At 68.2% G+C, this 24,301-nt stretch carries 30 protein-coding genes; 11 read left to right on the top strand and 19 right to left on the bottom strand.

Annotated features, from left to right (window positions below):
• Positions 1-37 precede the first annotated feature (37 nt).
• From J3A66_RS09270 to hisB, 7 genes are all read right to left on the bottom strand, one after another.
• On the bottom strand, positions 38-415 hold the full coding sequence (locus J3A66_RS09270) for a histidine triad nucleotide-binding protein (protein ID WP_209568419.1): 378 nt from the start codon (positions 413-415) through the stop codon (positions 38-40).
• A 142-nt stretch (positions 416-557) separates the two neighbouring features.
• The gene (locus tag J3A66_RS09265; RefSeq protein ID WP_031394257.1) at positions 558-878 is read right to left on the bottom strand and encodes a phosphoribosyl-ATP diphosphatase; all 321 of its coding nucleotides are present in this window, start codon (positions 876-878) and stop codon (positions 558-560) included.
• Between the two features lie 32 nt (positions 879-910).
• Positions 911-1,087: a hypothetical protein gene (locus J3A66_RS09260; RefSeq protein ID WP_166747134.1), complete on the bottom strand. Its 177-nt coding sequence runs from the start codon at positions 1,085-1,087 to the stop codon at positions 911-913.
• A gap of 5 nt (positions 1,088-1,092) precedes the next feature.
• Positions 1,093-1,866 (bottom strand): imidazole glycerol phosphate synthase subunit HisF, encoded by a 774-nt coding sequence (hisF, locus tag J3A66_RS09255; RefSeq protein WP_107931518.1) that lies wholly within the window; start codon positions 1,864-1,866, stop codon positions 1,093-1,095.
• A 247-nt stretch (positions 1,867-2,113) separates the two neighbouring features.
• Positions 2,114-2,848 carry a 1-(5-phosphoribosyl)-5-[(5-phosphoribosylamino)methylideneamino]imidazole-4-carboxamide isomerase gene (gene hisA, locus J3A66_RS09250; RefSeq protein WP_056680627.1) on the bottom strand — a complete coding sequence of 245 codons (735 nt, stop codon included), beginning with the start codon at positions 2,846-2,848 and terminating at the stop codon, positions 2,114-2,116.
• On the bottom strand, positions 2,845-3,450 hold the full coding sequence (hisH, locus tag J3A66_RS09245) for an imidazole glycerol phosphate synthase subunit HisH (protein ID WP_209568417.1): 606 nt from the start codon (positions 3,448-3,450) through the stop codon (positions 2,845-2,847). The genes hisA and hisH overlap by 4 nt, the downstream gene beginning before the upstream one ends.
• Positions 3,447-4,034 (bottom strand): imidazoleglycerol-phosphate dehydratase HisB, encoded by a 588-nt coding sequence (gene hisB / locus J3A66_RS09240; RefSeq protein ID WP_056408839.1) that lies wholly within the window; start codon positions 4,032-4,034, stop codon positions 3,447-3,449. The genes hisH and hisB overlap by 4 nt, the downstream gene beginning before the upstream one ends.
• A 71-nt stretch (positions 4,035-4,105) precedes the next feature.
• On the opposite strand from hisB, the gene J3A66_RS09235 reads away from it, so the two are divergent.
• The 5 genes from J3A66_RS09235 (at position 4,106) to gmk (ending at position 7,551) form a co-directional block, all read left to right on the top strand.
• Positions 4,106-4,591 carry a ClpXP protease specificity-enhancing factor SspB gene (locus J3A66_RS09235; RefSeq protein WP_031394376.1) on the top strand — a complete coding sequence of 162 codons (486 nt, stop codon included), beginning with the start codon at positions 4,106-4,108 and terminating at the stop codon, positions 4,589-4,591.
• 165 nt (positions 4,592-4,756) lie between these two features.
• Positions 4,757-6,148 carry a class II fumarate hydratase gene (gene fumC / locus J3A66_RS09230; protein WP_209568415.1) on the top strand — a complete coding sequence of 464 codons (1,392 nt, stop codon included), beginning with the start codon at positions 4,757-4,759 and terminating at the stop codon, positions 6,146-6,148.
• 270 nt (positions 6,149-6,418) lie between these two features.
• The gene (locus J3A66_RS09225) at positions 6,419-6,631 is read left to right on the top strand and encodes a hypothetical protein (protein ID WP_209568413.1); all 213 of its coding nucleotides are present in this window, start codon (positions 6,419-6,421) and stop codon (positions 6,629-6,631) included.
• On the top strand, positions 6,628-6,828 hold the full coding sequence (locus J3A66_RS09220) for a hypothetical protein (protein ID WP_031394373.1): 201 nt from the start codon (positions 6,628-6,630) through the stop codon (positions 6,826-6,828). The genes J3A66_RS09225 and J3A66_RS09220 overlap by 4 nt, the downstream gene beginning before the upstream one ends.
• A 72-nt stretch (positions 6,829-6,900) precedes the next feature.
• Positions 6,901-7,551 (top strand): guanylate kinase, encoded by a 651-nt coding sequence (gmk, locus tag J3A66_RS09215; RefSeq protein ID WP_031394372.1) that lies wholly within the window; start codon positions 6,901-6,903, stop codon positions 7,549-7,551.
• A gap of 39 nt (positions 7,552-7,590) precedes the next feature.
• On the opposite strand, the gene J3A66_RS09210 is transcribed toward gmk, so the two are convergent.
• The 6 genes from J3A66_RS09210 to J3A66_RS09185 form a co-directional block, all read right to left on the bottom strand.
• Positions 7,591-8,271 carry an ATP12 family protein gene (locus tag J3A66_RS09210; RefSeq protein ID WP_209568411.1) on the bottom strand — a complete coding sequence of 227 codons (681 nt, stop codon included), beginning with the start codon at positions 8,269-8,271 and terminating at the stop codon, positions 7,591-7,593.
• Positions 8,272-8,284: 13 nt separating this feature from the next.
• The gene (locus J3A66_RS09205; RefSeq protein WP_037532554.1) at positions 8,285-8,503 is read right to left on the bottom strand and encodes a hypothetical protein; all 219 of its coding nucleotides are present in this window, start codon (positions 8,501-8,503) and stop codon (positions 8,285-8,287) included.
• A complete protein-coding gene (locus J3A66_RS09200) occupies positions 8,500-9,159 on the bottom strand; it encodes an HAD-IA family hydrolase (RefSeq protein WP_209568409.1) in 660 nt (219 codons plus the stop codon). Before J3A66_RS09200 ends, J3A66_RS09205 begins: the two co-directional genes overlap by 4 nt.
• A gap of 514 nt (positions 9,160-9,673) precedes the next feature.
• A complete protein-coding gene (locus J3A66_RS09195; RefSeq protein ID WP_209568407.1) occupies positions 9,674-10,975 on the bottom strand; it encodes an RluA family pseudouridine synthase in 1,302 nt (433 codons plus the stop codon).
• The gene (gene crcB / locus J3A66_RS09190) at positions 10,972-11,346 is read right to left on the bottom strand and encodes a fluoride efflux transporter CrcB (protein ID WP_031441014.1); all 375 of its coding nucleotides are present in this window, start codon (positions 11,344-11,346) and stop codon (positions 10,972-10,974) included. The genes J3A66_RS09195 and crcB overlap by 4 nt, the downstream gene beginning before the upstream one ends.
• Before the next feature lie 87 nt (positions 11,347-11,433).
• A complete protein-coding gene (locus J3A66_RS09185; protein ID WP_209568406.1) occupies positions 11,434-12,186 on the bottom strand; it encodes a hypothetical protein in 753 nt (250 codons plus the stop codon).
• Between the two features lie 48 nt (positions 12,187-12,234).
• Here J3A66_RS09185 and J3A66_RS09180 point away from each other — a divergent pair, with 48 nt between their 5' ends.
• On the top strand, positions 12,235-12,516 hold the full coding sequence (locus J3A66_RS09180; RefSeq protein WP_348634023.1) for a hypothetical protein: 282 nt from the start codon (positions 12,235-12,237) through the stop codon (positions 12,514-12,516).
• A 17-nt stretch (positions 12,517-12,533) separates the two neighbouring features.
• Here J3A66_RS09180 and J3A66_RS09175 read toward each other — a convergent pair whose 3' ends face one another.
• The 3 genes from J3A66_RS09175 to J3A66_RS09165 all read right to left on the bottom strand — a co-directional run bounded on the left by J3A66_RS09175 (position 12,534) and on the right by J3A66_RS09165 (position 13,816).
• Positions 12,534-13,001, bottom strand: a complete 468-nt coding sequence (locus J3A66_RS09175; RefSeq protein ID WP_245336752.1) for a hypothetical protein — start codon at positions 12,999-13,001, stop codon at positions 12,534-12,536.
• Entirely contained in the window at positions 12,994-13,419 is a 426-nt protein-coding gene (locus J3A66_RS09170; RefSeq protein ID WP_209568404.1) for an OsmC family protein, read from the bottom strand. The genes J3A66_RS09175 and J3A66_RS09170 overlap by 8 nt, the downstream gene beginning before the upstream one ends.
• Before the next feature lie 88 nt (positions 13,420-13,507).
• Positions 13,508-13,816: a glycine zipper 2TM domain-containing protein gene (locus J3A66_RS09165; RefSeq protein ID WP_037532560.1), complete on the bottom strand. Its 309-nt coding sequence runs from the start codon at positions 13,814-13,816 to the stop codon at positions 13,508-13,510.
• A gap of 351 nt (positions 13,817-14,167) precedes the next feature.
• Between J3A66_RS09165 and J3A66_RS09160 the strand changes: the two genes are divergently transcribed.
• Positions 14,168-14,809, top strand: coding sequence for a trimeric intracellular cation channel family protein (locus J3A66_RS09160; protein ID WP_107045759.1), 642 nt, complete (start codon positions 14,168-14,170; stop codon positions 14,807-14,809).
• Positions 14,810-14,816: 7 nt separating this feature from the next.
• Here the strand turns inward: J3A66_RS09160 and J3A66_RS09155 are convergent, their stop codons facing one another.
• Together J3A66_RS09155 and sppA are read right to left on the bottom strand one after the other, a co-directional pair.
• Positions 14,817-15,410: a GNAT family N-acetyltransferase gene (locus J3A66_RS09155; protein WP_042466732.1), complete on the bottom strand. Its 594-nt coding sequence runs from the start codon at positions 15,408-15,410 to the stop codon at positions 14,817-14,819.
• Positions 15,410-17,284 (bottom strand): signal peptide peptidase SppA, encoded by a 1,875-nt coding sequence (sppA, locus tag J3A66_RS09150; RefSeq protein WP_107931529.1) that lies wholly within the window; start codon positions 17,282-17,284, stop codon positions 15,410-15,412. Before sppA ends, J3A66_RS09155 begins: the two co-directional genes overlap by 1 nt.
• 615 nt (positions 17,285-17,899) lie before the next feature.
• Between sppA and J3A66_RS09145 the strand changes: the two genes are divergently transcribed.
• The 3 genes from J3A66_RS09145 (at position 17,900) to groL (ending at position 21,470) form a co-directional block, all read left to right on the top strand.
• Positions 17,900-19,306: an MATE family efflux transporter gene (locus J3A66_RS09145; protein ID WP_348634022.1), complete on the top strand. Its 1,407-nt coding sequence runs from the start codon at positions 17,900-17,902 to the stop codon at positions 19,304-19,306.
• Positions 19,307-19,432: 126 nt separating this feature from the next.
• Positions 19,433-19,720 (top strand): co-chaperone GroES, encoded by a 288-nt coding sequence (gene groES / locus J3A66_RS09140; protein WP_031394281.1) that lies wholly within the window; start codon positions 19,433-19,435, stop codon positions 19,718-19,720.
• Positions 19,721-19,823: 103 nt separating this feature from the next.
• Positions 19,824-21,470 carry a chaperonin GroEL gene (gene groL / locus J3A66_RS09135; protein ID WP_031394280.1) on the top strand — a complete coding sequence of 549 codons (1,647 nt, stop codon included), beginning with the start codon at positions 19,824-19,826 and terminating at the stop codon, positions 21,468-21,470.
• Between the two features lie 198 nt (positions 21,471-21,668).
• Here the strand turns inward: groL and J3A66_RS09130 are convergent, their stop codons facing one another.
• Entirely contained in the window at positions 21,669-22,745 is a 1,077-nt protein-coding gene (locus J3A66_RS09130) for a mannose-1-phosphate guanylyltransferase/mannose-6-phosphate isomerase (RefSeq protein ID WP_209568400.1), read from the bottom strand.
• 161 nt (positions 22,746-22,906) lie between these two features.
• On the opposite strand from J3A66_RS09130, the gene J3A66_RS09125 reads away from it, so the two are divergent.
• Positions 22,907-24,295, top strand: coding sequence for a TIGR03013 family XrtA/PEP-CTERM system glycosyltransferase (locus tag J3A66_RS09125; protein ID WP_209568391.1), 1,389 nt, complete (start codon positions 22,907-22,909; stop codon positions 24,293-24,295).
• The last annotated feature ends 6 nt before the right edge of the window (positions 24,296-24,301 follow it).

The raw sequence follows: 24,301 nt of genomic DNA, 5'->3' as shown, positions 1-24,301 counted from the left end.
TTTATTACGCGCAATCCTTTAGTGGCGGAAAGCCGCGCTATCCGGCCAGCATCGGGCCAAGCGGACGCCCGCCAAAGACATGAACGTGCAGATGCGGCACCTCCTGATGCCCGTGCTTGCCGATGTTCGCGAGCAGGCGATAGCCCGGCTCCACCAGCCCCGCGGCGCGCGCGACCGTCCCAACCGCGCGGATGAACCCGGCGATCTCCGCATCGCCCGCACGCGCGGAGAAATCGTCCCATGAGACATAGGCGCCCTTGGGGATCACCAGCAGATGCGTCGGCGCCTGCGGATTGATGTCGTGGAACGCGATCGCGAAGTCGTCGTCATAGACGCGGCTCGACGGGATCTCGCCGCGCAGGATCTTCGCGAAGATGTTCTGGTCGTCATAGGGCTGGGTGGCGTCGATCGGCATGGGGCAGGCTCCTTTTCAGGCATCCTACCAACCTTCGTCATCCCCGCGAAGGCGGGGATCCATATCCTCGGACGTCAGCGATCCCGCGGCTTGGCCAGCCAGTCCGGATTCCCGCCTTCGCAGGAATGAAGGAGCTGGCGGGTCAGCCGGTCCGCGCGGCCTTCTCGACCAACCCGCCGACACCCTCGCGCCGCTCCAGCTCGGCCCGCACATCGTCGAGGCTCAGCCCGGCGTCCGCCAGCAGCACCGCGAGATGGAACATCAGGTCGGCGGCTTCGGGGACGATGCTTGCCTCGTCGCCCGAACAGGCCGCGATCACCGTCTCGACCGCTTCCTCGCCGAGCTTCTGCGCGATCTTGGGGCGGCCGCGCGCGAACAGGCTGGCGGTGTAGGAGGTGTCGGCGGGCGAATCGCGGCGCGCGCGGATGGTCGCCTCCAGGCGGTCGAAAACGGGGTCTGCCATGCCGCGCGTGCTGACGCAGGCGCGCGGGCGGGTCAATCCTTTGCGCGCGGCGGCCGCTTCAGGAACCGCTTGCGCAGCGCGCGGCGGACCAGCCAGACGCCGATCGCGGCGACCGCGAACAGCGCGATGTCGGACGCTTCGGGGCCGGTGCGCGGATGCACCACGCCGCTATGCCCCGACTGTACCGCGACCAGCGGCAGCGTCGCCATGCCGGTCAGGCCGACCGCAAGGGGGTCCGCACCGGGATCCCCGCAGCCGCCAGCGCGGCATGCGCGTCGCCGATCGACGCCTGGCCGAAATGGAAGATCGATGCGGCGAGCACCGCGCTGGCATGCCCGTCGCGGATCCCGGCGACCAGATCGTCGAGCCCGCCGACCCCGCCGCTCGCCACGACCGGCACCGCAACGCGGTCCGCGATCGCGCGGATCAGCGCGAGGTCGTAGCCGCTACGCGTGCCGTCGCGGTCCATCGAGGTGACGAGCAGCTCGCCCGCGCCGAGGTCGGCGAGCTTCACCGCATGCGCGATCGCGTCGATCCCGGTCGCGCGCCGGCCGCCATGCGTGAACACCTCCCAGCCTTCGCCCGAGCGCCGCGCATCGACGCTCGCGACGCAGCACTGGCTGCCGAAGCGCTCGGCGATGTCCGCGACGAGTTCGGGCCGCTCGACCGCGGCGGAATTGACCGCGACCTTGTCCGCGCCCGCCAGCAACAGCGCGCGCGCATCGTCCGCGGTCCGCACGCCGCCGCCGACCGTCAGCGGCATGAAGCACACCGCCGCGGTCCGCCGCACGACGTCGAGGATCGTGCCCCGGCCCTCATGGCTCGCGCCGATATCGAGAAAGCACAATTCGTCCGCCCCGGCGGCGTCATAGGCGCGCGCCTGCTCGACCGGATCGCCCGCGTCGCGCAGCTCGACGAAGTTCACGCCCTTCACGACGCGGCCGTCGGCGACGTCGAGACACGGGATCACGCGCGCGCGGACGGTCATGCGGGGTCTCGAAGAAGTGGTTCACGCGGAGACGCGGAGACGCGGAGACGCGGCGGAGCCGCTAAGAAGGCTATTTCGCGCAGAGGCGCAGAGGGCGCAGAGAAGAGAGAGAAGCGCGTGCCTGCAGCAGCATGTAGGACTCCATCGCTTGCGAGGATGGAGGGACCGCTGACGCGGTCGGCTCTGCGTCCTCTGCGCCTCTGCGCGAAACCACTATCTCCGCGGCTCCGCGTCTCCGCGTGACCCCTCATGCCGCCTTCGCCACGCTCAACGCCGCCGCAAGGTCGAGCCGCCCGTCGTACAACGCCCGCCCCGTGATAACGCCCTCGACGCCATCACGGACATGCAGCGCCAGCACGTGAATTTCGGCGATCCCCTTCACCCCGCCGCTAGCGATCACCGGAATGTCGACCGACCGCGCCAGGTCGACCGTCGCCTCGACGTTGCAGCCCTTGAGCATCCCGTCGCGCCCCACATCGGTGAACAGCAACGACGCCACGCCCGCATCCTCGAACCGCCGCGCGAGATCGACCGCGCTGGTGGTCGAAACGTCGGCCCAGCCCTTGGTCGCGACCATGCCGTCCTTCGCATCGACCGCGACGACGATCCCGCCGGGGAAATCCTTCGCCACGCCGCGCACGAAGTCGGGATCCTCGAGCGCCGCGGTGCCGATCACGACCCGCGACACGCCCAGATCGAACCAGCCCTCGACATTGGCACGCGTGCGGATCCCGCCGCCCAGCTGCACATGCCCCGGAAACTGCGAAACGATCGCGCGCACCGCGTCGCCATTGACCGAAGCCCCAGCAAACGCGCCGTCGAGATCGACGACGTGCAGATGCTCGGCACCTGCATCTGCGAACAGCATCGCCTGCGCCGCGGGATCGTCACCATAGACGGTCGCGCGGTCCATATCGCCCTCGGCGAGGCGGACGACTTGCCCTGCCTTGAGGTCGATCGCGGGGAAAACGATAAGGCTCACGGCCGCCACTCCAGAAAACGTTCAAGCAAGGCCAGGCCGTAGCGCTGGCTCTTCTCAGGGTGAAATTGCACGCCGATCATCGTGTCGCGGCCGATCGCCGCGGTGACGGGGCCGGCGTGATCGGTGGTCGCAAGCACGTCGGCGCCTTCGAACGCGAAGCTGTGCAGGAAATAGGCCTCGCCCGGCGCGATCAGCGGATGCGCGGTGGCCGGCACGACGTCGTTCCAGCCCATATGCGGCACCTTCGCCTCCATCGTCCCCGGCTCGAGCCGTCGCACGCGCCCCGGCACCCAGCCGAGCCCGGCATGCGTCCCCATCTCCTCGCCCGCCTCCGCCATCAGCTGCATGCCGACGCAGATGCCAAGGAACGGCGCACCCTCGTCGCGCACGCGCCGGTTCATGGCCTCGACCATCCCCGGCACCGCGCGCAACGCCGCCGCGCATGCGCCATACGCGCCGACGCCGGGCAGCACGATCCGCTCGGCCTTCGCGACGACGTCCGCGTCGGCGGTGACGATCAGGTCGGTGCAGCCCGCGGTGCGCAGCGCGTTCTCGACCGAATGCAGGTTCCCCGCGCCGTAATCGATCAGCGCGAGCGTCACAGCATCCCCTTGGTCGACGGGATCGCGTCGGCCTTGCGCGGGTCGATCTCGATCGCGGTGCGCAGCGCGCGCGCGACGCCCTTGAACGCGGCTTCGGCGATATGGTGGTTGTTGGTGCCGTACAGCGTCTCGACGTGCAGCGTGATACCCGCGGCCTGCGCGAAGCTGTGGAAGAAATGCTCGAACATCTCGGTGTCCATGCCGCCCAGCCGCGTCTGCGAGAACAGGTCCTTCCAGACGAGCCAGGGACGGCCGGAGATATCGAGCGCGACCCGCGTGAGAGTCTCGTCCATCGGCGACAGCGCGTCGCCGTAGCGCGTGATGCCCCGCTTGTCGCCGAGCGCCTGCGCGAACGCCTGGCCGATCGCGATGCCGGTATCCTCGACGGTGTGATGCTCGTCGATATGCAGGTCGCCTTTGGTCCGGACGTGCAGGTCGATCAGCGAATGGCGCGAGAGCTGTTCGAGCATGTGATCGAAGAAGCCGACGCCGGTCTCGACGTCGTAAACGCCGGTCCCGTCGAGGTTGATGGTGACGTCGATCGCCGTCTCGGCGGTGGAGCGGGAAATCGTGGCGGTGCGCATGCCACCTCCCATAACGTGCGCCACGACGCATGCAATCTTGACCGCCATCCGAATACCGCTACCCAAGGGGAATGAGTGATGGACTGCCCGATAGCCTGATTCCGTACGACGAGATCGTGCAAGAAGCCCTGCGTGCCGTCGTCGGCCGCGTGCTCGGTTCCGTGTCGGAGGCCGGCGGGCTTCCCGGCGAGCATCATTTCTACATCACCTTCAAGACGCAGGCGCCCGGCGTCGACATCCCCAAGCGGCTGATCGAACGCTTCCCGGACGAAATGACGATCGTCATGCAGAACCGCTACTGGGATCTCGTCGTCGACGACGAGCGCTTCTCGATCGGTCTGTCGTTCAACCAGGTCCCGTCGAAGCTGGTCATCCCCTATTCGGCGATCACCGCATTCCAGGATCCCGCAGTCAGCTTCGAACTGCGCTTCCAGGCGCAGGAAGGCGCAGACGAGTCGCTCGGCGAGCATGACCCGGCCGAGAATGACGGCCCGACCGCGGTGCCGATCGAAGACGGCTCGAACGTCGTCGCCGTGGATTTCAAGCGGAAGAAGTGAGCTGGAGCGAGGCGATCAGGCAAAGCTGATCGCCGGTCGCAAAGCGACGCGAACGGCCGGCCGACGCGCACCGCGCGGTCGACGACATGGGATTTACTCCCATGTCGGCCTTCTGCTCTACGCAGCCATACCGGAACAAGCCCGGCATGACGGCGTAGGTAGGCTATGACCAACACCCGCACAGAAACCGACTCGATCGGCCCGATCGACGTTCCCGCCCAGGCCTATTGGGGCGCGCAGACCGAGCGATCGGTCGAGAATTTCCCGTTCGGTACCCGCGAACGCATGCCGATCGAGATCGTCCACGCATTGGCGCTCGTCAAACAGGCCGCCGCGCGCGTGAACCGCGCGCACGGCCTCGACGCCACAATCGCCGACGCGATCGACGCCGCCGCGCAGGAGGTGATCGACGGCACGCTCGACGACCAGTTCCCGCTCGTCATCTGGCAGACCGGCAGCGGCACCCAGTCGAACATGAACGTCAACGAGGTCATCGCCGGCCGCGCCAACGAGCTGCTCACGGGCACGCGCGGCGGCAAGTCGCCCGTCCACCCCAACGACCATGTCAACATGAGCCAGTCGTCGAACGACAGCTTCCCGACCGCGCTCCACATCGCCGCCTCGCTCGCCGCGACGCGCCGGCTCTTCCCCGCGCTCGACCGGCTGAAGACCGCGCTGCAGGCGAAGGCGGACGCTTGGGACGACATCGTCAAGATCGGCCGCACGCACCTGCAGGACGCGACCCCGCTGACGCTCGGGCAGGAATTCGGCGCCTATGCCAATCAGGTCTATCGCTGCGGCCGCCGGATCGAGCCGGGCGTCACCAACGGCACCAACCGGCTCGCGCAGGGCGGCACCGCGGTCGGCACCGGGCTCAACGCGCCCAGGGGATTCGCCGAGGATTTCTGCAAGGCGGTCTCCGACCTGACCGGCCATCCGTTCATCCCCGCCGAGAACAGCTTCGAGGCGCTCGCCTCGAACGACCCGCTCGTCCACCTGTCGGGCACGCTCAACACGCTCGCGGTCGCGCTGACCAAGATCGCCAACGACATCCGCCTGCTGGGCAGTGGCCCGCGCTGCGGCTTCGGCGAGATCGACCTGCCCGCGAACGAGCCCGGCAGCTCGATCATGCCCGGCAAGGTCAACCCCACCCAGTGCGAGATGCTGACGATGGTCGCCGGCCAGGTGATGGGCAATCACGTCGCGGCCACCATCGGCGGGATGCAGGGGCATCTCGAACTGAACGTCTTCAAGCCGCTGATCGGCGCGAACGTGCTCCGCTCGATCGACCTGCTCGCGACCGCGATGGAGGGCTTTGCGGAGCGCTGCGTCGACGGCATCGAACCCAATCGCGACCGCATCGCCGACCTGCTCGACCGCTCGCTGATGCTCGTCACCGCACTCGCGCCCGAGATCGGCTATGACGCTGCCGCGAAGATCGCCAAGCACGCGCATGCCGAGGGGCTGACGCTGAAAGAGGCCGGCCTCGCACTCGGGCTGGTCGATGCCGAAACCTTCGACCGGGTCGTGCGGCCCGAGTCGATGCTCGGCCGCTAACCGACCCACCCCGTCATCCTGACGAAAGTCAGGACCCAGAGCCATAAACGGTGCGCGTCGTAACTCTGGATCCTGGATCAAGTCCAGGATGACGGGTGGTGTGCACACCCCCCCCCCACCGTCATCCTGACGAAAGTCAGGATCCAGGATTACTCAGCGAGACGATCGTGGCTCTGGGTCCTGACTTTCGTCAGGATGACGGATGGTGGTGAGGCGGGGAACCCAAACGCGGTTCGCGCGCTAACCCGCCACACGCGAAGGAGAAATTACGTGGGCGCAACGACCATAGGCGCGCTGATCGGCGCAGGCGTCGACTCGCTCAGCGGCGATGACGGCAATGCGGACGGCGCGATCATCGGTGCGGTCACCGCCAACGTGCTCAAGATCGTCGTGCCGCTGGCCGTGACCTACGCGATCGGCTGGGCGGTGCTGCGCGGTGCAGCGGAACTCAAGGACCAGGTTTTCGGAGAGGTTAAGTCATGATCGGACGTATCATCAGTGCATTGGTTGGCCGCGAAATGGGCCGTCGTGACGGGTCGGGCGGCGCATCGGGCGCGGTCAAGGGCGTCGTCGCGATGAGCGTGCTGCGTCGCATGGGGCCGCTCGGCATGATCCTCGGCGGCGGCTATGCTGCCAAGAAGGCGTATGACCGCAACCGGGCACGCAAGTCGGGCTACTGATCCGCCGCCAGAATGACACGCGCGGGCTGTGCATGGGTTGACGCCCATGCGCAGTCCGCGGCAAGGGCGCGCATGCCCCACACACTTCCGTCCGACCCGCATGGTTTCCGTCGCCGCGGCGTCCTGTTCGTCCTGTCCTCGCCATCGGGCGCCGGCAAGTCGACGATCGCGCGCCGATTGCTCGCCGACGAGCATGAGCTGGAGATGTCGGTCTCGGTGACGACCCGTGCGATGCGACCGGGCGAAGTCGACGGCAAGGACTATCATTTTACCGATCTCGAGGGCTTTCGCGACATGGTCGCGAAGGACGAGTTCCTCGAGTGGGCGCATGTCTTCAACCATCGCTACGGCACCCCGCGCGCGCAGGTCGAGGAGATGCTGGCGGCCGGCAAGGACGTGCTGTTCGACATCGACTGGCAGGGCGCGCAGCAGCTGTTCCAGATCGCCGGCGGCGACGTCGTCCGCGTCTTCATCTTCCCGCCGTCGATGGAGGAACTCCACCGCCGCCTCACCAGCCGCGGCACCGACTCGACCGAAGTAATCGACGCGCGCATGTCGCGCGCCGCGAACGAGGTCAGCCACTGGGACGGCTATGACTATGTGCTGGTCAATGACGACGTCGACAGCTGCATCCGTGGCGTGAAGACGATCCTTGCCGCCGAACGCCTCAAGCGCTCGCGCCAGACCGGCCTGATCGGCTTCATCCGCCGCCTGACGCGCTGACCCCCCGTCATCCTGGATCGGGTCCAGGATAACGAAAGCCTACAGCATCCCCAGAAACGCGACGCCACGCGCGAATTCCTGGCGCTTCAGCTCGCGCAGCTGCGCCGCCTGCCAGTCCTCGCCCCACATCTCGATCGACCAGTCCTCGTCGATCCCCGCCGCCGCCCACGCCGCATCGCCGTCGATCTCTCCCTCGACCAGCGCCAGCCCGATCACCAGCGACCCCGTCAGCGTGACGACCGGCGACAGCCCGGCAAGGTGGAAGTCGTCATGCGCCGCGACCGCCTCGTGCAGCCGCGCGATCGTCGCGGGGGCCTGTGCGACATGCATCACACCCGTCGTCACCGCGAACGTCATGTCGTACCGCGCGCGCGCCCAGTCGAGCAGCGGATCCCAGCGTGCCGCCTGCCGCTCGACCAGCGGCGGCGGGCCGTCCGCGCGGTAGCAGAGCAGGTCGCTCTCGCCATAGGCCGCCAGCCGCGCCGCGAACTGTGCCGAATCGTTCGCGATCGGATCGGTCGCGGCATTGGCGAGGCCGGTCAGCGGCATCGTCCGCGGATCGATCGTCTCGCCGACGCTGCGCCATTCCTCCGCCACCGCCTGTGCCAGCGCATCGGTCGGCAGCGCGAGCGGCCGTCGCCCGGGGGTGCGGACCGGCTTGCCGTCGAGCGTCACCACGCGATCCGCATCGATCGCGACGTCTGTCCAGAATCTCTTCATGCGTCCTGTCCGGTCATTCGGTGGGCGTGCGCCAGCGCTGCGCCAGGCTGCGCGGCACGATCGCGATCATCGCCATCGCCGACAGCACGATCGCGGTGCCGAGGATCTTCGGCCCCCAGCTATAGGCGCGCGCGATCAGCACCAGCCCGAGCACCGCGCCCGCCACGCCGGCAAGCCGCACGCCGACCAGCACGAACCAGCGCCGCTGCGCCAGGCGATCGGCCTCCGTCACGACGCGGTCACCAGATGGCGCAGCGCCGGCACCGTCTCGGCGACGACGTCCGCACCGGCCTCCGCCAGCTCGTCGACCGCGTGATAGCCCCAGGTGACACCGACCGCGCGCGCGCCTGCCGCGCGTGCCATCGCCATGTCATAGCTCGTATCGCCGATCATCGCGGTCGTCGCGGGGCTCGCGCCCGCCTCCCTGATCGCCGCGAACAGCATCGCCGGATCGGGCTTCGACGGATGCCGGTCCGCGGTCTGCAGCGTCACGAAGCGGTCGGCGATGCCGTGCGCGGCAAGGACATGCGCGAGCCCGCGGTCCGACTTGCCCGTGGCGACGCCCAGCATCCAGCCATCGTCGGCAAGCGTCGCCAGCACGTCGGCGATCCCCTCGAACAGCGGCTCCTCGATCAGCTCGCCGCTCGTCCGCATCGCATGGAACGCGGCCTTGTAGTCGGTGGCGAGCGTGCGGTGCAGCGCCTCGTCGCCCTGCGGCACCAGGATCTGCATCGCCTCGACCAGGCTGAGCCCGACGATCCGGCGAATCGCGGCGCGCGGCGGCGGGACGAGCCCGGCCGTCTCGAACGCCCGCTCGCACGCGACGCAGATATTCGCCTGACTGTCGACGAGCGTCCCGTCGCAATCGAACACGGCGAGGCGGATCATAAGATTTTCCAGCGCATCCCCGTCTCGTAGATCAGCCGGGCGAACGAGGGAACGCCAAACCGGAACGCGCGTCGTCAAGTTCCCCCGCAAAGGCGGGGGACCCGGACTCAAGCAGAGCTGCCGATCATGCCCCCTGGACCCCCGCCCCCGCGGGGGAACGGGTAGGGGGCACCACCACCACCACCACCCCGGCGAAGGCCGGGGTCCAGTTGGGGGACGGTGCTGACGAAGCGCAGCACCCGGTTACTGCAACCTCCCCAACTGGACCCCGGCCTTCGCCGGGGTGGTGTTAGGTATGGGGCGAGGTTGGTTCGCGAGATGGCCGCGACCCCCGCCTCCGCGGGGGAACGGGCAGGCGGGCACCCCCTCACCATAATAACCACCCCGGCGAAGGCCGGGGTCCAGTTGGGGGACGCTACTGACGAAACGCAGCCCCCGGTTACTGCAACCTCTCCAACGGCGCCCCGGCCTTCGCCGGGGTGGTAGAGGATATGGGCGAGACCACCCCGCTAGATCACCGCGACCCCGGCCCACTCCGAGGCCCACTCGGCTTCCCCCCCGGACGCCCCCGGCCACCAGGCTTCGCACCCTCGACCCGCGGCCCACTCCTGGGCGCGCCAAACTTCGACCCCGCGCCGGTCCGCGAACCACCCGTCTTCGGCCCCGCAGGCTTGCCCCCCGTCGCCTTCGTGTCCTCGACCACCCCGCGCCCGCGCCGCTCGCCGCGACGTTCCTTGCGGACCGACTTGGCATGCGCCCGCGCGCGCGACTTGATCTCCTCGCGCGACGGCGCGGTCTTCTCGTCGAGCACCAGCGCATCGCCGAGCGACTCCTCGAAGCCCAGCTGCTTCAGGCTTTCCGCGAAATGCGTCGGCAGGTCGGCGGTCACGTCGATCGACCCGCCATCGGGATGGTCCACCTTGATGCGGCGCGCATGGAGATGCATCTTGCGCGAGATCCCGCCGGTCAGGAACGCCGCCGCGCCGCCATATTTGCCGTCGCCGACGATCGGATGGCCGATCGCCGCCATGTGGACGCGCAGCTGATGCGTGCGGCCGGTAAAGGGCTGCAGCTCGACCCAGGCGGCGCGGTTGCCCGCGCGCTCGATCACGCGGTACCGGGTCCGCGCGGGCGCGCCCTCGGCCTCGTCGACATGCATCTTCTCGCCGCCGGTGCCCGGCTGCTTGCCGATCGGCAGCTCGATCATGCCGTCCTCGATCGACGGCACGTCGACTACCAGCGCCCAATACACCTTCCGCGCAGTCCGCCCCGAAAACGCCTTGGCGAAGAACGCCGCGGCCCGCGACGTCCGCGCCACCAGCAGCGCGCCCGACGTATCCTTGTCGAGCCGGTGGACCAGCTTCGGCCGGCCCTCATTGTCATATTGGAGCGCATCGAGCAGCCCGTCGACATGTTGCGTCGTCTTGGTGCCGCCCTGCGTCGCCAGACCCGGCGGCTTGTTCAGCACGAACGCCTGGAAATCCTTGTGGATGACCATCGCCTGCGCGGCTTCGGTCTCCTCGTCCGACAGGATCACGCGTTCGCGCACGCGTCGCGGCGCGTCCACGTCGGCGGTGGCCTTGTCGGCTTCGGGCGGCGGCACGCGCAGCATCTGGCCCGCCGCGATCCGGTCGCCCGGCGTCGCGCGCGCGCCGTCGACGCGCAGCTGGCCGGTCCGCGCCCACATCGCCACCGTCGTGAAGCTCGTCTCGGGCAGGTGCCGCTTGAACCACCGGTCCAGCCGGATGCCGTCATCGTCGAACCCGACGTTGAACTCGCGGAAATTCGTATCGCTATCGTGTTTGCCCGCAGTCATGCGACGGCCCTTACTGCGGAGAGACCCGCGAATAACGCGGCGATCGAACCGATCACCGACACCAGAACATAGCCGAGCGCGAGGCCCGGCGCGCCACGCTCGATCATCGTGACGACGTCGAGCGAGAAGGAGGAAAAGGTCGTGAACCCGCCGAGCACGCCGACGCCGAGCAGCAGCCGCCAGCCCTCGGGCGCCGAATGGCGCGCAAGCACGCCGACCAGCACGCCCATCAGCAGCCCGCCGACGAGATTTACCGCCAGCGTGCCGAACGGATAGCCGGCACCGAGCAGCGCGGTCATCGCGCGCCCGGTCAGATAGCGCGCGCCGGATCCGACCGCGCCACCGACCATGACATAGAGAAGGGGAGACATGCCCGCGCCCTAGCGCGAATCGCGGAAAACGGAAAGCCGCGCTTGACGGGGATGCACGGCGCTTGCCCGCAGGCGTGGTCGCGGCGCTCAGCGCCCGGCGTTGGAGACCAGATCGACGTCGCTGACGCCACCCATGCGCGGCGTGACATACACCCTATAGGCATCGCCGCCGCGCAGCCCGCCGAGCACGTGCCGGCGGCCGTCGCTGCGGTGGTCGGCCGAATAGCCCGTGTCGGCGGTGCGGGTATAATAGAAGTCGAGCAGCCGCTGCGGCGCGGCCCGACTCGAGAAATGCACGACGCGCAGCCGGCACCCGGCCTGGTCGGAACCCGCCGCCTCCGACAGCTGCGCATCGGGATACAGCGGCAGGTCGGCGGGCAGGCGATTCGCCCACAGCGCGGAATAGCCGATCGTCCGCGCACACGCCGCCGCGTTCGGCATCGTCTGCCGCTCGGCCAGCGCGCCCAGCGTCAGCGCCGCGTCGGCCGTGCGGCAGGCGGGACAGTCACCGGCAGCGGCGGGCGCGCGCTTCAGCGTACGCGGATCGACCGTATCGGCGCGGCGGCCCGCTTCCTCGGGTGGCATCGCCCCGCCCATCGGTTCGGGCGGCGGGCGGATCGCGTCGTCGTTCGACGATTGCGTCAGCGTCGGGTCGACCATGATCTGACCCGCGAGCGCGGCGTTCAGCGCGGGGTCGCCCGCATTGCCGTTGCTGAGGGCCGCCTCGAGGCGCGTCGGGTCCTGCTGATCATCGACCGCGGGCCCGCCACACGCGATCAGCGCGAGCGGCAGGGCAAGCGCGAGCGCGGGCAGGCGGATGGTGCGGGCGGAACGGGTCATCACCCGCCATCAATGGCGGAGCGCGGGTGAAGAAAGCGTTGTCGCGGTATGCGCGGCCGGCCGGCCCGCGATCTTGCCGGCGACCTGCCGAGACGCCATGTTTGGGTCATGCTCAACCTCGTCTCGATCCTCATCGGCCTCGTCACCCTCGCGCTGGGTCTCGTCGCCTTCTTCCCGCTGCTCGGTTGGATGAATTGGCTGGTCATCCCGATCGGCATCGTCGGCGCTGCGGTCGGGGCACTGTCGTCGAGCAATGCCGGGCGCAATCTCAACATCGTGCTGATCATCATTTTCACGCTGCGGCTGATGCTCGGCGGCGGCATCATCTGATCGCAGCGGTCGGAGGGTCAGCGGCAGCGGATCCGGCCGCGATCCACCGACCGGCCGGGCAGCGCACCGCCGCGCGTATCGACCAGCGTGCCGATCAGCCGTGACTCACCGCGTGCGATGACGTTGCCAAGGACGCCGCCGGCCAGCCCGCCGGTGATCAGCCCGGTCGTCCCGTCCTCGCGGCGGCAATAATAGCGGCCGTCGGCGCCGCGATACAGCCGATCCGCCCGGCTCAGCCGGCGCACCACATAATAGCGGCCATCGCGAAAATACCGGTCCGCGAAATAGCCGCGCTGCCCCGGCTCGGGGCGATCATGATCATAGGCGCGGTATCGCTGCCAGTCGCCGGCGTCGCGTCGTGCGACGCCGGCGATCGTCTGTGCACCGGCCACGGCGGCACCGACGACCCCCGCCTCGAGCCCCGCACCGAGCAGGACAAGGGCGACGGTCGCGGCGATCCGCATGCCGGCGCGTCGATCAGGCAAGCGTGTGGTCGAGCGTGATGTCGGCGTTCAGCACTTTCGACACCGGGCAGTTCGCCTTGGCATCCGTCGCGATCGCCGCGAACTCGTCGGCCGAGATGCCCTCGACCTTTGCGTTCAGCGTCAGCGCCGACTTGGTGATCTTGAACCCGTCGCCATCCTTGTCGAGCGTCACCTTCGCGCTCGTCTCGAGCGTGCCCGCCTCATAACCCTTGGCCGCGAGCGCGAAGCTCAGCGCCATGGTGAAGCAGCTCGCATGCGCGGCGGCGATCAGTTCTTCGGGGTTGGTGCCGGGCTCGTTCTCGAACCGCGTGTTGAAGCCGTAAGGCGAGTCGGACAAAACGCCCGACTGCGTCGAGACATGGCCCTTGCCGCTCTTGCCGAGGCCTTCATAGCTGGCCGAACCGCTGCGTGTCGTCATTTTCGGATCCTTCGAAACATGAAAAAGGGCGCCGCGGTTTCCCGCGACGCCCCCCTTCAACGCATCAGTCCGCAATGCGGTGCGTGGTTTAGCGGCAACGACGATTATTGTTGCTCGTGCCCTTGTCGATCGCGCGACCGGCCAGGCCACCCAGGACCGCGCCGCCGAGCGTGCCGACCGTGCGGTCGCCGCGCGTGTCGACCGTGCGGCCGAGGAGCGCGCCACCGACGCCGCCGATGATCGTGCCGGTCGTGCCGTTGCTCTTCTTGCAATAGGTCCGGCCGTCGCGACCGCGCCATTCGCGCTTGCCGCGCTGCGCATCGGCGGCCGAGATCGGCACCGCGAGCGTCGGCAGGACGAGGGCGGTCGCGCTGAGTGCCATGATCAACTTACGCATAAAATCTACTCCCGTTTGTAATGATCTGTGTCCGTAACGGCCGGCGTTTACCCCCGGTTGCATGAACCCAAAACAACGTCGCGTTCATCTTCGCTCCGGGCATCCTGGGTCGTGCAGGCACAGCAATCTGTCCCCGTTATCCACAGGAAGTTATCCACAGGCTGTGCACAAAAGGATAAGATCCGGCAAAATTGCGCCCCGTACACGGGCTTTCCGGGCAGTTTTCCCCGTTATCCACAAAGAATTATCCCCGCCTGTGGATAAGTTCGTCCTCAGCCGGGAAATCGCGCAAAATCCGGTCGCGGGTGCGGCCTCGCTTGTGTCGTGCGCCACAGCGGCTAGGCCGGGGGGATGCTGCCCGTCACGATCCTGTCGCCCGACGTCCTTCCCGCCGCTGCACGCTGGCTCGATCTTGCCGGGCTCGCGGTGTTCGCCGCCTCGGGCGCGCTCGCTGCGGCCAAGCGCGGGCAGACCGTCGTCACCGCAATCTTCTTCGGGCTGATCACCGGGGTCGGCGGAGGCACGGTGCGCGACCTGCTGATCGACGCGCCGGTCTTCTGGGTGCACGACGCGCGCGCCGCCAGCATGTGCCTGATCGTCGCGCTGGTGATCTGGATCACGCCCGAACGCTGGTGGCGCGACGAGGCGCTGGGCTGGTTCGATGCGATCGGGCTCGCCGCCTATGCGGTGTTCGGCGCGGCCAAGGCGCTCGGCTACGGCGTGCCGCCCGTGCCCGCCGTGCTGATGGGGGTGATGAGCGCCTGTTTCGGCGGGATCATCCGCGACGTGCTCGCGGGCGAACCCTCGATCCTGATGCGCCCCGAACTCTATGTCACCGCGGCGGCGCTCGCCGCGGCGAGCTATGTCGGGCTGGTGCTGCTGGGCGTGCCGATCGGCTGGTCCGCGGTCGTCGCGGCGAGCGCGGGGTTCAGCCTGCGCGCCGCCGCGATCCGGTTCCACCTCGCGCTGCCCGCCTACCGCGCACGCCGCTAGTCCGCAGTCAGCCCCGCACGACGCCGACCTCGGCAAAGCGTCGCGGCTCGACCGGTGGCACCGCCGCGTCGTTCAGCGCGCATTGCCAGTGGCCGACATCGATCCACTGGCCGTTCTTGTACCCGACCGCGCGGTAGACGCCCGCGCGGCGGAACCCGACCGATTCGTGCAGCCGGATCGATCCGTCATTGGGCAGCGCGATGACCCCGATCGCCTGGGTGAAGCCTTGCGCGCGCAGCGTGTCGATCAGCGCCTCGTACAACAGCCGCCCCGCGCCCTGGCGCTGTGCCGCATCCGCGACATAGACCGTGGTCTCGACGACGAAGCGATAGGCGGCGCGTTCGCGGAACCGTCCGGCATAGCCGAACGCGATCACCCCGCCCGCATCCCCCACCGTCGCGACCAGCCAGGGATAGAGCCCGTCCGACGCCGCCATCCGCGTCCGCATCTGCCGCGCGTCGGGCGCGTCGGTCTCGAACGAGACCGTCCCCACCAGCACGTGCGGCGCATAGATCGCGGCGATCGCGGCGGCGTCCTCGGGCCGCGCCGCCCGGATCGTGATGGCCCCGGCCGTCCCGATCGCGGGCGACGCGCCCGGCATTACAGGCCGATCCGCGCGAGCAGCAGGTCGAGCAGCCGCGCATCGCCGCCGTCGCCAGCACTCGGGCCGATGCCGCCGCATTCGAGGCAGCGTGCCTGGATCGAGCCCGATGTCGCCAGCCGCTTCATGTCGCCGACCGCGCGCGCGACCATCTGGCGGCGGTCGAGCGCGATCCGGCCGAACGCGTCGCTGCCGGTCGTGGTGTCGTCGTCGCCCGTGTCGAAACCGGCGGCCAGCTGCGCGAGAACGCCCGGCGGCTTTTCGAGATATTCGGCATGGATCTTGGCCGGATCGAGCTTGGCGCGGCGGGCGGCCTCGGCGATCGCGTCCTTCAGCGTGCCGAACCGGTCGACCAGCCCGATCTGGCGCGCGGTGCCGCCATCCCAGACGCGGCCCTGGCCGATCGCGTCGACCCGCGCCGGGCTCAGCTTGCGCGACGCGGCGACGCGCGCGATGAACTGGCGATAGCCATTCTCGATCCCCGCCTGCATCAGCGTGTCGAACATCGGCGTCGTGCCGCCGGTGATGTCGGGCTGGCCCGACAGCGGCGTCGTCTTCACGCCGTCGGTGGTGACGCCGATCTTGGCCAGCGCGGTCTCGAACGTCGGGATGATCCCGAAGATGCCGATCGACCCGGTGATCGTGCCGGGCTCGGCGAAGATCACGTCGGCAGGCGTCGACACCCAGTATCCGCCCGACGCGGCGAGCCCGCCCATCGACACGACCACCGGCAGGCCCTTCTTCTTGGCCTCGAGGATCGCGAGCCGGATCCGTTCGGACGCGAGCACCGACCCGCCCGGCGAATCGACGCGCACGACCAGCGCCTTGAGGTTCTTCTTGGCGAGCCCGTCGAGCATCGCCTTCTCGATCGTCTTGCCCGCTGCGGTGCCGGGACCGCCTTCGCCGTCGACGATGTCGCCCGCCACGGTCAGCACGCCGATCGCGTCGCCGCCGGTCGGCAGGGGATTGGCCTTGACCCAGGAATCATAGGTGATGGTGTTGAAACTGCCCGCAGGCTTGCTCGTGTCGGCGCCGGCGATCGCGGCGACGCGCTTGCCGAACGCGGTCCGGTCGCCGAGCTTGTCGACGATCCCTGCGCGCAGGTTCGCGGTCGCGATGTCGCCATTGGCGGCGAGCACCAGGGCGTCGGGACGCGCGAGGAACTGCGCGATCTGCGCCTTGGGGCGGGCCTTGGCGACCGCTTCGCGCCACTGGTCGTACAGCGTGCCGTACAGCGCCTGGCTCGCCGCGCGCGCATCGTCGCTCTGGTCGGTCCGCGTATAGGGCTCGACGAACGACTTGTAGCGGCCGACGCGGTAGACATGCGTCGTGATCCCCAGCTTGTCGATCAGCCCCTTATAGTAAAGCTGGTTGCCGCCCGGCCCCATGAACAGCGTGCCGCCCAGCGGATTGACCCAGACCTCGCTCGCATTGGCCGCCAGCCGGTAGCTGCCGTCGGTATAGGCGGTCGCATAGGCGAGCACGGGCTTCTTGGCGGCGCGGACGCGCGCGATCGCATCGCCGATCTCGCCCAGCGCGGCGGGATAGGCCCCGGTAAAGCCGTCGAGATCGAGCACCAGCGCCTTCACCCGGCCATCGGTCCGCGCGGTATCGATCGCGCGCACCACGTCGCGCAGGCGGAACTGCTTCGGCGTATTCTGTCCCGACAGCGCGGCAAAGGCGGCGGGTTCGGCGGGCTGCTCGACGATCGAGCCGTTCAGGTCGAGCACCAGTGCCCCGTCCTTGATCGCCTTGGTCCCCGGCCGCGCGTTGAGCGCCGCGAAAACGAGACCGAAGAACAGCAGCATCGCGATCAGGACGAGTGCGTCCTTGATCCCGACCAACAGCTTCCATGCGCCGCGTACCAGCTTCACCTGCGTCTCCTCATACCGGCACGGCCGGTTGGTGCGATGCCGGCAACGCCGGTTCGCCGTCGACGATAGCCGCGTGTGTCATGCGGGAGCAATACGCTTATCTTTCGCACGGCGGTCACCCGCCGGTGCCGCCCCGCGCGCGCCGGCCACCGCTCCGCCGCCACGGCCCCGCGCGCACCGCCACCCCAGCCCGTCATCATGACTAAAGTCAGGACCCAGAGCCAAACAGGACAGCGCCCCGCAACCCTGGATCCTGACTTTCGTCAGGATGACGAGCGGAAAGGGCAGGGCCGCCAACCCCGCCCGCCGCAACGCTCTCCACGCAAACCGCCGCCCCGATCACACCACACCGCCCCCAATTCCGTCATCCTGACGAAAGTCAGGATCCAGAGCCAAACAGGACAGCACCCCGCGACCCTGGGTCCTGACTTTCGTCAGGATGACGAAGGGGGGGGCAGGGGGGCGGATAACCGAGGTGGGGGGGCGACCCCGGCCGCCCTCAAAGGACCAATCCACTGGCCAGCCAGTCCCGCGCCCGACCCACCCCAACCCCCCGCGCACCCCCCGCACAGATCCCAGGTGTCCCACGCCGCAAATCCCGCTAGGGGCGGCCGGGTGATCGAACCCGTTCCCATCGCCACCGGCCCGGCGCCCGCCGATGCCCGCGCCGAGTTTCGTGCGCTGCTGCGGCTCGCCACGCCGCTGGTCGGGGCGAACCTGATCCAGATGGCGGTGTCTGCGGTCGACGTGATCTTCGTCGCGCGGCTCGGCACGGTCGATCTTGCCGCCGCGACGCTCGGCGTGTTCGTCTTCAACCTTCTGATGTTCGCGCTGATCGGGCTGACCAGCGCGGCGGCGCCGCTGATCGCCGCCGAACTCGGCCGCCGCGCGCATGCCGTGCGCGAGGTCCGGCGCAGCGTGCGGATGGCGTTGTGGCTCGGCATCCTCGGCTCGCTGCCGGTCATCCTGATCCTCACGCAGGGCGAAACGCTGATGCGGCTCGCCGGGCAGGATCCGGAGGTCGCGCGCCGCGCCGGCCGGTTCATGACGATCATCGCCTTTGCGCTGCTGCCCGGCGTGCTCGCGGGCGTCATGCGCACCGCGGCGGCGGCGCTCGGCCGGCCCGGCTGGGCGTTTCTCGTCACCGGGCTGGCGCTGCTCGTCGGCATCGCGGGCAACTGGCTGCTGGTGTTCGGCAATCTCGGCTTTCCCGCGCTCGGGCTGGAGGGCTCGGCGCTCGCCAGCGTCGCCAGCCTCGGCGTGATGATGATCGCGTACGGCGTGATCCTGACGACCGACCGGCGGCTACGGCGCTTCCACCTGTTCGGGCGCTGGTGGCGGACCGAATGGTCGCGCTTCCACGAGATCGTCCGGCTCGGCACGCCGATCATGCTGACCTGGATCTTCGAAGGCGCGCTGTTCGGCGGCGCGGCGCTGCTGATGGGGCTGATCGGCGTTGCGGAGGTCGCGGCGCATGCGATCGCGCTCAACATCGCCGCGGTCGCGTTTCAGGTGCCGTTCGGCGTCGCGCAGGCGGCGACGATCCGCGTCGGCATGGCGTACGGCGCGCAGGACCGGGTCTGGATCACCCGCGCGGGCAATGTCGCGCTGGTCGTCGGGATCGGCTTCATGGCGGCCAGCGCGCTGCTGATCTGGGCGGTGCCGCGGCTGATGATCGGCGTCTATATCGATCCCGACCTGCCGCAGAACGCGGTCGTCGTCGCGCTCGCGCTGCGGTTCCTCGGCGTGGCCGCGGTGTTCCAGCTCGTCGACGGCGCGCAGGCGGTCGCGGCGGGCGTGCTGCGCGGGTTGCAGGACACCCGGACGCCGATGCTGATCGCGCTGTTCGGCTATTGGGTGATCGGCTTCGGCACCGCGATCCTGCTCGGCTTCCGCACGCCGCTTGCGGGCGAGGGGGTGTGGTGGGGGCTGTTCGCAGGGCTCGCGGTCGTGTCGGTGCTGCTGCTGTGGCGCTGGTCGCGGCGTGATCGGCTGGGGCTCGTCCTGACCCGCGGAATGTAACGATTGACGCGATTTTCGATCGGGCGCCCGTTGACGATGCCGGGGACGCGGCACATATGACGGCTGTTGGCACTCGATATCGTCGAGTGCCAGAAATCTGTCACAAACCTAAAGGACATGGATCCCATGAACTTTCGTCCGTTGCACGACCGCGTGCTGGTGAAGCGCCTCGAAGCCGAAGAGAAGACGGCTGGCGGCATCATCATCCCCGACACCGCCAAGGAAAAGCCGCAGGAAGGCGAAGTCGTCGCCATCGGCACCGGGACCCGCGCCGAGAACGGCACGATCACCCCGCTCGACGTCAAGGCTGGCGACAAGATCCTGTTCGGCAAGTGGTCGGGCACCGAGGTCAAGGTCGACGGCGAAGATCTGCTGATCATGAAGGAATCGGACATTCTGGGCATCGTCGGCTGACGCCGACGTGGCCTGGATCGCGCTTTAGGGCTGGTCCGGACCGCGCTCAAAAATACCGTTTTCGTCTCAACATTCACAACATTCGTTTGAAAGGGTAGCTGACATGGCTTCCAAGGACGTAAAATTCGGTCGTGACGCGCGCGAGCGCATCCTCCGCGGCGTCGACATCCTCGCCGACGCGGTCAAGGTGACCCTGGGGCCCAAGGGCCGCAACGTCGTCATCGACAAGAGCTTCGGCGCACCGCGCATCACCAAGGACGGCGTCACCGTCGCCAAGGAGATCGAGCTCAAGGACAAGTTCGAGAACATGGGCGCGCAGATGCTGCGCGAAGTGGCCTCGAAGACCAACGACATCGCCGGTGACGGCACGACCACCGCGACGGTCCTGGCACAGGCCATCGTCCGCGAGGGCATGAAGTCGGTCGCAGCGGGCATGAACCCGATGGATCTGAAGCGCGGCATCGATCTCGCCGTCGTCAAGGTCGTCGAGGACGTCAAGGCGCGTTCGAAGCCGGTTTCGGGTTCGAAGGAAGTGGCGCAGGTCGGGATCATCTCGGCCAACGGCGACCGTGAAGTCGGCGAGAAGATCGCCGAAGCCATGGAGAAGGTCGGCAAGGAAGGCGTGATCACCGTCGAGGAAGCCAAGGGTCTCGAATTCGAGCTCGACGTCGTCGAAGGCATGCAGTTCGACCGCGGCTATCTCTCGCCCTACTTCATCACCAACCCCGAGAAGATGACCGTCGAGCTTCAGGATCCCTACATCCTGATCCACGAGAAGAAGCTCTCGAACCTGCAGGCGATGCTCCCGATCCTGGAAGCCGTCGTTCAGTCGGGTCGTCCGCTCCTGATCATCGCCGAGGACATCGAGGGTGAGGCACTCGCCACGCTCGTCGTCAACAAGCTGCGCGGCGGCCTCAAGGTCGCAGCGGTCAAGGCACCCGGCTTCGGCGATCGTCGCAAGGCGATGCTCGAGGACATCGCGATCCTGACCAAGGGCGAGATGATCTCGGAAGACCTCGGCATCAAGCTCGAGACCGTCACGCTCGGCATGCTCGGCACCGCCAAGCGCGTCACGATCGACAAGGACAACACCGTCATCGTCGACGGTGCCGGCGATCACGAGACGATCAAGGGCCGTACCGAAGCGATCCGTCGCCAGATCGAGAACACCACCAGCGACTATGACAAGGAGAAGCTCCAGGAGCGTCTTGCCAAGCTCGCCGGCGGCGTTGCCGTGATCAAGGTCGGCGGTTCGTCGGAAGTCGAAGTCAAGGAGCGCAAGGACCGCGTCGACGACGCGCTGCACGCAACCCGCGCAGCCGTCGAAGAGGGCATCGTCCCCGGTGGTGGTACGGCTTTGCTGTACGCGACCAAGGTGCTCGACGGCCTGACCGGTGCGAACGAGGACCAGACGCGCGGTATCGACATCGTCCGCAAGTCGCTGACCGCTCTGGTTCGCCAGATCGCGCAGAATGCGGGTCATGACGGTGCGGTGGTTTCGGGCAAGCTGCTCGACGGCAACGACTCGAACATCGGCTTCAACGCCGCGACCGACACCTACGAGAACCTGGTGGAAGCCGGCGTGATCGATCCGACCAAGGTCGTCCGCACCGCGCTGCAGAACGCGGCATCGGTCGCAGGCCTCCTGATCACGACCGAAGCGGCTGTGAGCGAAATGGCCGAAGACAAGCCCGCCATGCCCATGGGCGGCGGCGGCGGCATGGGCGGCATGGGCGGCATGGACTTCTGATCCTGGACCGGGGCAGGGCAACCTGCCCCGGACACAGGATCAGAACGGCCGGCGGGCTGGACGGCGAAAGCCCCCAGTCCCGTCCGACGAAAAGGGCCGGCTTTGCTGGCCCTCCGTTCCGACCAAGACGACCCAAAGCAAAAGGGCCGGGGAGCAATCCCCGGCCCTTTGTCCGTCCTCACTATTGGCGAAAAAGCCTCAGCGGTTCTTCATAGCCGCGATCAGCTTCTTCACTTCCTGGCTGCGACCCCGCGGCATGATCAGCACGTCGTTGCCGCTCGCCACCACGATCAGATCCTCGACCCCGACCAGCGCGACCTTGACGCCGTCACTGCGCACCAGACAGTTCTTCGTGTCGATCGCCAGCACGCTGCCATCGCCATCGCCGCGATGCGCATTGCCGTCCGCGTCGCGCGCGCTGATCGCATGCAACGCGTCCCAGCTGCCAACGTCATTCCACCCCATCGCCACCGGCACCACCGCGACGCGGTCGGCCTTTTCCATCACCGCATAGTCGATCGAATCATCGGGCGACGCGGCAAAGGCCTCGGCGTCGGGATAGATCCGCGTGCCTTCGCGGCGGGCGAGCTTCATCGCATCGGTCGTCGCGACCAGGATGCCGGGATCATGCTGCGCAAGGGCAGCGAGATAGGCGTCGGCGCGGAACAGGAAGATGCCGCCATTCCAGGCATGATCGCCCGAGGCGAGCATCGCCTCCGCCTTGTCGAGCGGCGGCTTCTCGACGAAGCGCGCGACGCGGTGGACACCCGCGGCCAGCTCCTCGCCGACCTGGATCCAGCCATAGCCGGTTTCAGGCGCGTCGGGGGCGATGCCGAACGTCACCAGCCAGCCCTGCGCGACCATCGGCAGCGCCGCGGCGATCGCGGCGTGGAAGGCGGGCAGGTCGGCGATGACGTGATCGGACGGCATGACGAGCAGCGCGTCGCCGCTGCCGGCACCGGTTTCGCCCGCGGCGATCGCCGCGAGTGCGATCGCGGGCGCGGTGTTGCGGCCCATCGGCTCGAGGATCAGCGCCTGTGCCTCGGCGCCTGCGTCTGCCAGCTGCGCTTCGACCAGATCGGCATGCGCGGCGTTGGCGACGACGATCGGCGCCGCGAAGCGTTCGCCCTGTGCGCGGCCTGCGGTCAGCTGCAACATGGTCTGGTCCGCGGTCAGCGCGAGCATCTGCTTGGGCATTTCGGGACGCGACATCGGCCACAGCCGGGTGCCGGAACCGCCAGACAGAATCACGGGTATAATCGTTCGAACTGTCATGCGACCTCCACTCGGGAGACCGTATAACGACCAATCCGGGACTTCCAATCGCAAACCACCCCGCCAGCGCGCGGTCTTCAGCCTTTGTTTGCGAATTGGTGCAAAGAGACAGCTAGGTGTCGGGTGCGTTTACAGTCACCCTGTCGGGATCCCGCCGAACGATGATCAGGCTCTTTAAACACTACGTCCCCTATGCGGTGCTGCTGCTCGGCATCGTCGACGCCGTGCTGCTGGTCGTGGCAGGGGAGATCGGTTGGGTGGTCCGCGCGCATCAGATCGGCATGGCGGTCGAGCCAATCCATACGCGCGTGCTCCAGCTCGCGACATTCGCCGCGGCGTTGCAGATCGCGCTGGTCGCGGTCGGCGCCTATGGCGTCGCCTCGTTCCTGTCATTGCGGTTCGCCGCCGCGCGGCTCGCGGTCGCCTTCTCGCTCGGCGTGATCTTCCAGTCGCTGATCTTCTTCCTGGTCCCCGCGCTCACCTTCTGGCGGTCGAACCTGCTCTATGCGACGCTGATCGCCGCAGTCCTGCTGGTGACGGTCCGCGCAGTGCTCGGCCGCGCTCTGGGCGGCGACACGTTCAAGCGACGGGTCGTCGTGCTCGGCGCGGGCCATCGTGCCGCACGCATCCTCGCGCTCTCGCAGCAGCCCGGGATCAACTTCGTCGCAGCGGGCTTCGTCGCGATGGGCGAGGCGGAGGCGGTGGTCGACGGCGCGGTTCCGCGCGCCGACATCCCGAACCTGGCGGCGCATATCGTCGACCTGAACGCGGGCGAAGTCGTCCTCGCGCTCGAGGAGCGGCGCAACGCGCTGCCACTGAAGGATCTGCTCCGTGTCCGCACGACCGGCGTCCAGGTCATCGAGATTTCGACCTTTCTCGAACGCGAAACCGGGCGGATCGATCTCAACAGCGTCAATCCGTCCTGGCTGATCTTCTCCGACGGTTTCGCCAGCGGCCGGATGCTGTCGAGCGTGTTCAAGCGCGCGTTCGACATCGTCGCCAGCCTGATCCTGCTCGCGGTCACGCTGCCGGTCATCCTGGTCACTGCGCTTGCGATCAAGCTCGAGTCGCGTGGCCCCGCCTTTTATCGTCAGCGGCGCGTCGGCCTCTACAATCAGGGGTTCGACATCCTGAAGCTCCGTTCGATGCGGCAGGATGCCGAGGTCGCGGGCAAGGCGGTCTGGGCGGCGGAGGACGATCCCCGGATCACGCGGATTGGCCGCTTCATCCGCAAGGTCCGCATCGACGAACTGCCGCAGACCTGGACCGTGCTCCGCGGCGAGATGAGCTTTGTCGGCCCGCGCCCCGAACGGCCGCAATTCGTCGACGAACTCGAAACCCAGCTGCCTTATTATGCCGAGCGTCACATGGTGAAGCCGGGCATCACGGGCTGGGCGCAGATCAACTATCCTTACGGCGCATCGATCGAGGATGCGCGGCACAAGCTGGAATATGATCTGTATTACGCCAAGAATTATTCGCCCTTCCTCGACATGCTGATCCTTTTGCAGACGCTCCGGGTCGTTCTGTGGCCGACCGGCGCGCGCTGAACGTGG

The organism is Sphingomonas sp. PvP018 (assembly GCF_017876865.1).
In the GTDB taxonomy this organism is placed as follows: Bacteria; Pseudomonadota; Alphaproteobacteria; order Sphingomonadales; family Sphingomonadaceae; genus Sphingomonas; species Sphingomonas aerolata.
Note: the sequence above shows the minus strand (reverse complement) of the source record. Positions and strands in the feature narration are given on the sequence as shown.